Consider the following 9,615-nt stretch of genomic DNA (forward strand, 5'->3'; position numbering starts at 1 on the left):
TCAGGTCAGCGGGTCGCGGCGGCGAGCCGGTCGTGGACCAGCCGCGCGGTGGCGGCGGCGTCGGCGCCCAGGATCTCCAGCGGGTCGCCGGTCAGTTCGGCGCTGCGGTGCTCGCCCGGCCAGGCCGGGCGGTCGGCGCCGGTGGGGCCGGTCAGCGCCGGGCCCGCCGGAGTGAGCAGCAGGGTGGGGGTGGCGGTGAGGGCGGTGGGCTGCCAGGGCGGCAGGATCCGCCGGTAGCCGCCGGTGGCGATCAGCCGGGCGTCGTCGCCGACCAGCGGGTCGGCGGTCACCAGGCCGCCGACCAGCTCGACGGTCAGCGCCTCGGTGAGATCGGCACCGGGGGCCGGCGCGTCGATCAGGACCAGCGCGGCGGCGGGCGTGCCCCGCTCCTCCAGTGCCCGGGCCAGCTGGTACGCGACCAGGCCACCCGTACCGGCACCGAGCAAGGTGATCATACCGCTTGGCAGCGCGTCCAGTTGACGGTTGATCACCTCGTCGAACGAGGCGGGCACCCGCTCCCCCGGCGCGAAGCCGGGCGCGGGCAGGAAGACGGCCTCCCGCTCGCCGTCCAGCGCGGCGGCGAACCGCAGGTAGCGACCGGGGCCCGCCACGGCGGTCAGCGCGGAGCAGCAGACCAGCGTCTCGCCCGCCGGGCCGCCGGCCAGCCGCAGCGGCGCGAGGGCCGTGGCGCGGGAGCCGGAGCCGGCCTGGAGCGCGGCGGCCGCGCTCAGCAGGTCGAGCAACTCGCCGGTGCGGCCGGTGCCGCAGGCGGCGGTGAGCAGGGTCGCGAAGCTGCCGAGCGAGGGCGACAGGGCGGGGGCCGGGGACGGGGCGGGCTCGACCACGGGGGTGGGGACGGGGGCGGCGGGCGCCTCGGGTACCGCGGGCGGGAGCGACGCGGGCGCGGCGGGCGTGACCTCGTCCGGCCCGCTGCCGGCCAGCTCATCGGCCAGCAACTCCGCGAGGAAGTCGGCCAGTTCGACCGGCGTCGGGTAGTCGTACACCACCGCGACCGGCAGCGCCTGCCCGGCGAGCACGCCGAGGCGGTCGCGCAGTTCGACGGCGGAGAGCGAGGCGAAGCCCTGCTCCAGGAACTCCCGGGTCGCCTCCACGGTGTCCGCCGAGGCGTGGCCGAGCACCTCGGCCGCCTGCGACAGCACCACCTGCAGCAGCAGGCCCCGGCGCTCCTCCTCGTCGGTGGCACCGGCCAGCCGCTCCAGCAGAGTTGACGGTTCGTCAGAGATGTCGGCAGTCACCGGCTCGGCGAAGCCCAGCTGCTCCCGGCTGCGCCGCACCCACCCCGACAGCAGCGGCAGCGCGGGCCGCAGTGCCGCCAACTCCGCCTCCCCACCGTCCAGTGCGGCGGCCAGCTCCGCCAGGTCCTCGCGCTCCACGGCCTCCCAGAACCGCGCGTCCACCGACCCCGGCCGCACCACCGGCAGCGCGCCGTCGGCCTCGCGCAGCCAGTACCGCTCGCGCTGGAAGGCGTAGGTCGGCAGGTCCACCCGCCGCGCGCCGGTGCCGGCGAAGTACGCGGTCCAGTCGACCGGGACGCCGCGCACGTGCAGCCGGGCGACGGCCGCGGTCAGCGCCTGCGGCTCGGTCAGGTCGGCGCGGTCGGCGCGCTGGGTGGGGATGCAGCTGCCGCCCTCGCCCAGGGCGCTCAGCACACCGTCGGGGCCGAGTTCGACGAAGGTGGTCACGCCCTGCTCGCGCAGGGTGCGCAGGCCGTCGGCGAACCGCACGGCCTCCCGCACATGGCGCACCCAGTACTCGGGGTCGGCCGGTTCCGCGATCTTGCCGGTCAGGGTGGAGACCACCGGGATGCGCGGCTCGGCGTAGTCCAGCGACTGCGCGACGGCCCGGAACTCCGCCAGCATCGGCTCCATCAGCCGGGAGTGGAAGGCGTGGCTGACGGTGAGGCGCTTGACCTTGCGGCCCTCGGCACGCCACGTCGACTCAAGGGCCGCGACCTCCGCCTCGATCCCGGAAACCACCACCGCCGTGGGCCCGTTGACGGCCGCCACGTCGACCTCTCCGGTCAGCGCGGCCCGGACCTCCTCCTCGGTGGCCTGGACGGCGAGCATCGCGCCGCCGGCCGGCAGCGCCTGCATCAGCCGGCCGCGCGCCGCGACCAGCTTGCAGGCGTCCGCCAGCGACCAGACGCCGGCGACATGCGCCGCCGCCAGTTCGCCGATCGAGTGGCCGGCCAGCAGGTCGGCCCGCACCCCCCAGGACTCCAGCAGCCGGAACAGCGCCACCTCAAAGGCGAACAGCGCGGTCTGGGTGTAGAGGGTCTGGTCCAGCAGCTCGGCGTCGGTGCCGAACAGCACCTCCCGCAGCGGCTTGGGCAGCAATGGGTCCAGCTGCTCGCAGACCGCGTCCAGCGCGGCAGCGAACACCGGGTGGGCGGCCTGGAGTTCGCGGCCCATGCCGAGCCGCTGGCTGCCCTGGCCGGTGAAGAGGAAGGCCACCCGGGCCTCGGCCGCCAGCCCCTGCACGGTGCCCGCCGCCGGCTCACCGGCCGCGAACGCGTGCAGCGCGCGCAGCAGTTCGTCCCGGTCGCCGCCCGGCAGTGCCGCGCGGTACTCCAGCGCGGCCCGGCCGGTGGCCAGCGAGGCGGCCAGGTCGGCCAGTTCGACCTCCTGGTGTGCCGCCAGGTGCTCGGCCAGCCGCCGCGCCTGGCCGCGCAGCGCGCCGGCCGAACGGCCGGAGAGCAGCACCGGCAGGCCGCCCGGCAGTTCGGCCCGCTCGCCCGCCGGCTCGGCGGCGGCCGGCGCCTGCTCGAGGACCAGGTGCGCGTTGGTCCCGCTCACCCCGAAGGAGGAGACGCCCGCCCGGCGCGGCCGTCCGGTCCGCGGCCAGGGCAGCGCCTCGGTGGCCAGCCGCACCGCGCCGGCCGTCCAGTCCACGTGCGGGCTCGGCTCGTCCACGTGCAGGGTGCGCGGCACCACACCGTGCCGGATCGCCTGCACCATCTTGATCACGCCCGCCACCCCGGCCGCGGCCTGGGTGTGGCCGATGTTGGACTTGATCGAGCCGAGCAGCAGCGGCCGCTCCTCGGCCCGGCCCTGACCGTAGGTGGCGAGCAGCGCCTGGGCCTCGATCGGGTCGCCCAGCGTGGTGCCGGTGCCGTGCCCCTCGACCACGTCGACCTGGTCGGCCGTCAGCCGGGCACCCGCCAGCGCCTGGCGGATCACCCGCTGCTGGGACGGGCCGTTGGGAGCCGTCAGACCGTTGGAAGCGCCGTCCTGGTTGACGGCCGAGCCGCGCAGCACCGCGAGCACCGGGTGGCCCAGGCGCTGCGCGTCGCTCAGGCGCTCCAGCAGCAGCATGCCCGCGCCCTCGCCCCAGCCGGTGCCGTCGGCCGCCGCCGCGAACGGCTTGCAGCGGCCGTCGGCGGCCAGGCCGCGCTGGCGGCTGAAGTCGATGAAGACACCCGGCGTGGAGAGCACGGTCACGCCGCCCGCCAGCGCCATGGTGCACTCGCCGCCGCGCAGCGCCTGGGCTGCCAGGTGCAGCGCGACCAACGAGGAGGAGCAGGCCGTGTCGACGGTCACCGCCGGGCCCTCCAGGCCGAGCGTGTAGGCGATCCGGCCGCTGGCCACGCTGCCCGAGCTGCCGGTGCCCAGGAAGGCGTCGACGCCCTCGGGGAAGGAGCGCAGCCGGGAGGCGTAGTCGTGGTACATCACCCCGGCGAAGACGCCGGTCCGGCTGCCGCGCAGGCCCTGCGGATCAAGGCCGGCCCGCTCGAAGGCCTCCCAGGAGGTCTCCAGCAGCAGCCGCTGCTGCGGGTCCATGGCGAGCGCCTCGCGCGGCGAGATGCCGAAGAAGGCCGGGTCGAACTCGTCGGCGTCGTGCACGAAGGCGCCGTGCCGGGTGTAGCTGCGGCCGGGCAGGCCGGGCTCCGGGTCGTAGAGCGCCGTCAGGTCCCAGTCCCGGTTGCCGGGCAGCTCGCCGACCGCGTCCCTCTCGCTGAGCACCAGCTCCCAGAGCTGCTCGGGCGTGCTGACCCCGCCGGGGTAGCGGCAGGCCATGCCGACGATGGCGATCGGCTCTCCGGGCGCGGCGGCGGTCGGTGCGGCGGCGGCCCGGGTGGCGGCTGCCGTGGCCGCGCCCAGCAGGCTCTCGCCCAGGCGGCCGGCCAGCGCGCCCGGCGTGGGGTAGTCGAAGACCAGGGTCGCGGGCAGCCGCACGCCGGTGGCGCCGGCCAGCCGGTTGCGCAGCTCGACGGCCATCAGCGAGTCGAAGCCCAGCTCCTTGAAGGCCCGCCCGGCGCCGACCGCCTGCGCGCCCTCATGGCCGAGGACGGCGGCGGCCTGGGTCCGGACCAGGTCGAGCAGCGCGCGCTCGGCCTCGGCCGGCGCGAGCCGGGCCAGCTGCGCCGCCCAGTCGGGCGCGGTGTCGCCGGCCGCGGCGGCGACCCGGCGCGGCCGGTGCGGTACCAGGGTGCCGAAGAGCGGGGGCAGGCCGACCGCCGCCGCCTGCGCACGCAGTGCGCGCAGGTCCAGCCGGATCGGGACGGTCAGCGCCTGGCCCGAGAAGCAGGCGAGGTCGAAGAGCGCCATGCCGTCCTCGTTGGAGAGCGGCAGCACGCCCTGCCGGGCCATCCGGCGCCGGTCGCCGCTGCCCAGGTGCGCGGACATCGCGCTGCTCTGCTCCCAGAAGCCCCAGGCCTGCGAGACGGCGGGCAGCCCGGCGGCGCGGCGGTGGGCGGCGAGCGCGTCCAGGAAGACGTTGGCCGCCGCGTAGCCGGCCTGGCCCGCGCTGCCGACGATGCCGGAGAAGGAGGAGAAGAGCACGAAGGCCGTCAGGTCCAGGCCGGCGGTGAGGCGGTGCAGGTTCCAGGCGGCGTCCACCTTGGGGCGCAGCACCGCGCTGAGGCGCTCGGGCGTCAGCGCGTCGAGCATGCCGTCGTCCAGCACGCCCGCGACGTGCACCACGCCGCGCAGTTGCGGGCCGAGTTCGGCTATCAGCGCGGCGAGCTGGGCGTGATCGGCGGCGTCGCAGGCGCGCACCGAGGCCTCGGCGCCCAGCTCGGCCAGCTCGCGGACCAGTTCGGCGGCGCCCTCGGCGGCGGGGCCGCTGCGCCCGGCCAGCACCAGGCGGCGGACGCCGTGCTCGGTGGCCAGGTGGCGGGCGGTCAGCGAGCCGAGCAGGCCGGTGCCCCCGACCACCAGCACGGTGCCGGCCGGGTCCCAGACTGGGGCGGCCACCGCACCGTCGGCGGTGACGGCGGCCGCGCGGGCCAGCCGGGGCACTCGTGCCACGCCCTCGCGCAGCACGGCCTGGGTCTCGTCCGAGCCGAGCAGCCGGGCCAGCGCGGCCCAGGAGCTGGCGGTACGGTCCAGGTCGGCGAGGAGCAGGCGGCCGGGGTTCTCGGTCTGCGCGGTGCGGGCCAGGCCCCAGACGGCGGCGGCGGCCAGGTCGGTGGGGGCGGCCGGCTCGGTGGCAGTGTCGGTGTCGGTGTCGGTGTCGCCGAGCGGGGCGCCGCCGGTGGTGAGCAGCGCCAGCCGGGTCTCGGCCAGGTTCTCGGCCGCCAACCACTGCCGCAGCTCGCCGAGCACCGCGCCGGTGACCCGGTGGACGGTGGCCGGCAGGTCCTCCGCGTCCGGCGCGGTGTCGCCGTGCGCCTCCAGCAGCAGCACCTCGGGCGCGGGCGCACCGGCCGCGACGGCGGCGGCCAGCGCCGCGACGTCGGGGTGGCAGGTCAACTCGACGCCGAGCGCCGCCAGCGCGCCGGCGGTGCGCGGGGCGGGCGCGCCGAGCAGGGTCCAGCGCTGCCCGGTCGGGTCCTGGTCGGGCAGCGTCCGCTCGGTCCAGTCCACCCGGTAGAGGTCGTCACCGACCGTCGGCGCGGCGGCCTCGGCGGACATCGGGCGCAGCAGCAGCGGTTCGATGGTGGCCACCGGCGCGCCCTCGGCGTCGGCGACCAGGATCTCCACCGCGTCGGGGCCGGTGCGGCGCAGCCGGGCCCGCAGCACGGACGCGCCGGTGGCGTGCAGGGTGACCTGGTTGAAGGAGAAGGGCAGCCGGCCGGGGCTCTCGGGGTCGTCGTCGAAGAGGCCGCCCACCGCGATGGCGTGCAGCGCGGCGTCGAGCAGCGCCGGGTGCAGCGCGAAGCTCTGCGCCTGGGCGCGGAACTCGGCGGGCAGCGCGACCTCGGCGTAGACCTCCTCGCCCAGTCGCCAGGCGGCCCGCAGGCCCTGGAAGGACGGGCCGTAGCCGTAGCCGCGCTCGGCCATCGCGGGGTAGAGCGAGGCGGCCTCCAGTGCGGTCGCCTCGGCGGGCGGCCAGGCGGTGAGCGGCTCGGCGGTGTCGGGGGCCGGGGTCAGCGCGAGCACACCGGCGGCGTGCCGGGTCCACGGCTGGTCGTTCGGCGCCCAGGCGTCCTGGCCCTCGTCCGGCTGCGCGTGGACGGTGACGGTGCGCCGGCCCGACCCGTCGACGGCGCCGACCCGGACCTGCACCCGGACCGCGCCGCGCTCGGGGACCACCAGCGGGGACTCGACGGTCAGCTCCTCCACGCTCTCGCAGCCCAGTTGCTCGGCGGCGTGCAGGGCCAGTTCGAGGAAGGCGGTGCCGGCCAGGATGACGGTGCCGTTGAGCGCGTGGTCGGCCAGCCAGAGCTGCGCCTTGACGGAGAGCCGGCCGGTGAGCACCAGGCCGTCGTCCTCGGCGAGGGTGACGGCGGCCCCGAGCAGGCCGTGCTCGACGCCGCGCAGGCCGAGGCCGGCCGGGTCGCCGACCAGCGACGGGCGGGCCGGGGGCCAGTAGTCCTGGCGCTGGAAGGCGTAGGTGGGCAGTTCGACCCGGGCGGCGGGGGCGGCAGCGTGCTCGGCGGCGGGCTCGGCGGCGGGCACCAGGGTGCTCCAGTCGACCGCGACGCCACGGGTGAAGGCCTGGCAGAGCGAGCGCAGGAAGCGGTCCGGGCCGCCCTCCTCGCGTCGCAGGGTGCCCACGGCCACGCCGTCCAGGCCGAGTTCGGCCAGCGTGTCGTCGATCGCGGCGGCGATCACGGGGTGGGCGCTGGCCTCGATGAAGACCCGGTGACCGGCGCGCGCCAGGGTCTCGATGCCCTCCTGGAAGCGGACCGGGTGGCGCAGGTTCTCGAACCAGTAGTCCGCGTCCAGTTCCGGGCCGGACACCCAACTGCCGCGCAGCGTGGAGAGCATCGGCACGCTCGGGGCCAACGGCACCACGGGTGCCAGCGCCTGGCGGATCTCGTCGGCCAGCAGCTCCATCTGCGGCGAGTGCGAGGCGTAGTCCACCTTCACCCGGCGGGCGTCGACGCCGGCCTCGGCGGCGACCAGCATGAACTCGTCCAGCGCGGTGGCCTCGCCCGAAATCACCACCGAGCCGGGGCCGTTGACGGCGGCGATGCCGACCCGGCCCTCGAAGCCGGCCAGCAGCTCGCCGGCCTGCTCGGCGGAGGCGAAGAGCGACACCATGCCGCCCGAACCCGCCACCCGCGCAATGGCCTTGGCCCGCAGCGCGACGACGCGGGCCGCGTCCTCCAGCGAGAGCGCGCCCGCCACGCAGGCTGCGGCGATCTCGCCCTGCGAGTGGCCGATCACGGCGGCGGGCGTGACGCCCAGCGAGCGCCACAGGGCGGCGAGCGAGACCATCACGGCGAAGAGCACCGGCTGCACCACGTCGACGCGCTCCAGCAGCGCGGCGTCGGTGAGCGCGTCCGCCAACCGCCAGTCCACGAAGGGCTGCAGAGCCGCCGAGCAGGCCGCGATCGACTCCGCGAACACCGGCGAGGCCTCGATCAGCCCGGATGCCATCCCGACCCACTGCGAACCCTGACCCGGGAAGACGAAGACCGGCCGGCCACCGCCGGCGGCCACGCCCCGCAGCAGGCCCGGCGACTCCACCCCGGCGGCCAGCGCCTCGGCCCCGCGCAGCAGTTCGCTCCGGTTCCCGCCCAGCAGCACCGCCCGGTCCTCGAAGACCGAGCGCCCGGTCAGCGCTTCGGCCACCGCCGCCGGGTCCAGCTCCGCCGCGAACGCCACGAGCCGCGCCGCCTGACCGCTCAGCGCCTCGGCCCCGCGCGCTGACAGCACCCATGGCACGACCGGGAGTTCACCCAGCGGGCGCGGCGCCCGAGCGGGCGGATCGGCCAACTCCTCGACCGGCTCCGGCTCCGGCGCCTGCTCGATGATGGTGTGCGCGTTGGTCCCGCTCACGCCGAAGGAGGAGATACCCGCCCGGCGCGGCTCGCCGGTGGCCGGCCAGGCCACCTGCTCGGTGAGCAGCTCCACCCCGCCTACCGACCAGTCGATCTGCGAGCTCGGCGCGTCCACGTGCAGCGTCCTGGGCAGCACGCCGTGCCGGATCGCCAGCACCATCTTGATCACGCCCGCGACACCGGCCGCCGCCTGGGTGTGGCCCAGGTTGGACTTCACCGACCCGAGCCAGAGCGGCCGGTCCTCCGCCCGGTCGCGCCCGTAGGTGTTCAGCAGGGCCTGCGCCTCGATCGGGTCGCCCAGCTTGGTGCCGGTGCCGTGCGCCTCCACCACGTCGATCTGACGACTCGTCAGGCGAGCGCTGTCCAGCGCCTGCTGGATCACCCGCTGCTGGGACGGACCGTTGGGGGCGGTCAGCCCGTTGCTGGCGCCGTCCTGGTTGACGGCGCTGCCGCGCACCACCGCGAGGATCGGGTGACCCAGGCGCCGCGCGTCGCTCAGCCGCTCGACCAGCAGCACCCCGACGCCCTCGCCCCAGCCGGTGCCGTCCGCCGACTCGGCGAAGGCCTTGCACCGGCCGTCCTCGGAGAGGGCGCCCTGCCGGCTGAGGTCGACGAAGACCCCGGGCGTGCACATCACCGAGACGCCGCCGGCCAGCGCCAGCGAGCACTCGCCCTGGCGCAGCGCCTGGACGGCGAGGTGCAGCGAGACCAGCGACGAGGAGCAGGCCGTGTCGACGGTGACCGCCGGGCCCTCCAGGCCGAGCGCGAAGGAGACCCGGCCGGAGAGCACGCTGGCCGCGTTGCCGGTGCCGATGTAGCCCTCGGCGCCGTCCACCGTGCCGATCAGCAGGCCCGCGTAGTCCTGGCCGTTGGAGCCCATGAAGACGCCGGTGCGCGAGCCGCGCAGCTCGGCCGGGTCCAGGCCGGCCCGCTCGAAGGCCTCCCAGGAGGTCTCCAGCAGCAGCCGCTGCTGCGGGTCCATGGTGAGCGCCTCGCGCGGCGAGATGCCGAAGAAGCCGGCGTCGAACTCGGCGATGCTGTCCAGGAAGGAGCCGTTGCGGGCCAGCGAGGTGCCCAGCTTCTCCTGGTCCGGGTCACAGAGGGTCTCCAGGTCCCAGCCCCGGTCCTCCGGGAACGGGGTGCGGGCCTCGCGGCCGTCCGCGAGCAGCTCCCAGAGCTGCTCGGGGGTGCGCACGCCGCCCGGGAACCGGCAGCTCATCCCGATGATGGCCACGGGCTCGGGGGCGCCGCTCTCCACCTCGTGCAGCCGCTGCCGGGTCTGGTGCAGGTCAGCGGTCACCCGCTTGAGAAAGTAGCGGAGCTTGTCCTCGTTTGCGGTAGCCATGTCTGCTCTCACCTCAGGAAGTCACGGGAAGTCTTGGGGCCGGGTCCTGCCGGGGCCGGTACTGCGGACGGGGGCG

1 protein-coding gene is annotated in these 9,615 nt (G+C 76.3%); it reads right to left on the reverse strand.

From position 1 onward, the window contains the following. Positions 1-5: 5 nt before the first annotated feature. Complete coding sequence (locus tag OG403_RS07455; protein WP_329562466.1) at positions 6-9,539, reverse strand: type I polyketide synthase; 9,534 nt, start codon at positions 9,537-9,539, stop codon at positions 6-8. Between the last annotated feature and the right edge of the window lie 76 nt (positions 9,540-9,615).

The sequence above is a fragment of the Kitasatospora sp. NBC_01266 genome (assembly GCF_036242395.1).
In the GTDB taxonomy this organism is placed as follows: Bacteria; Actinomycetota; Actinomycetes; order Streptomycetales; family Streptomycetaceae; genus Kitasatospora.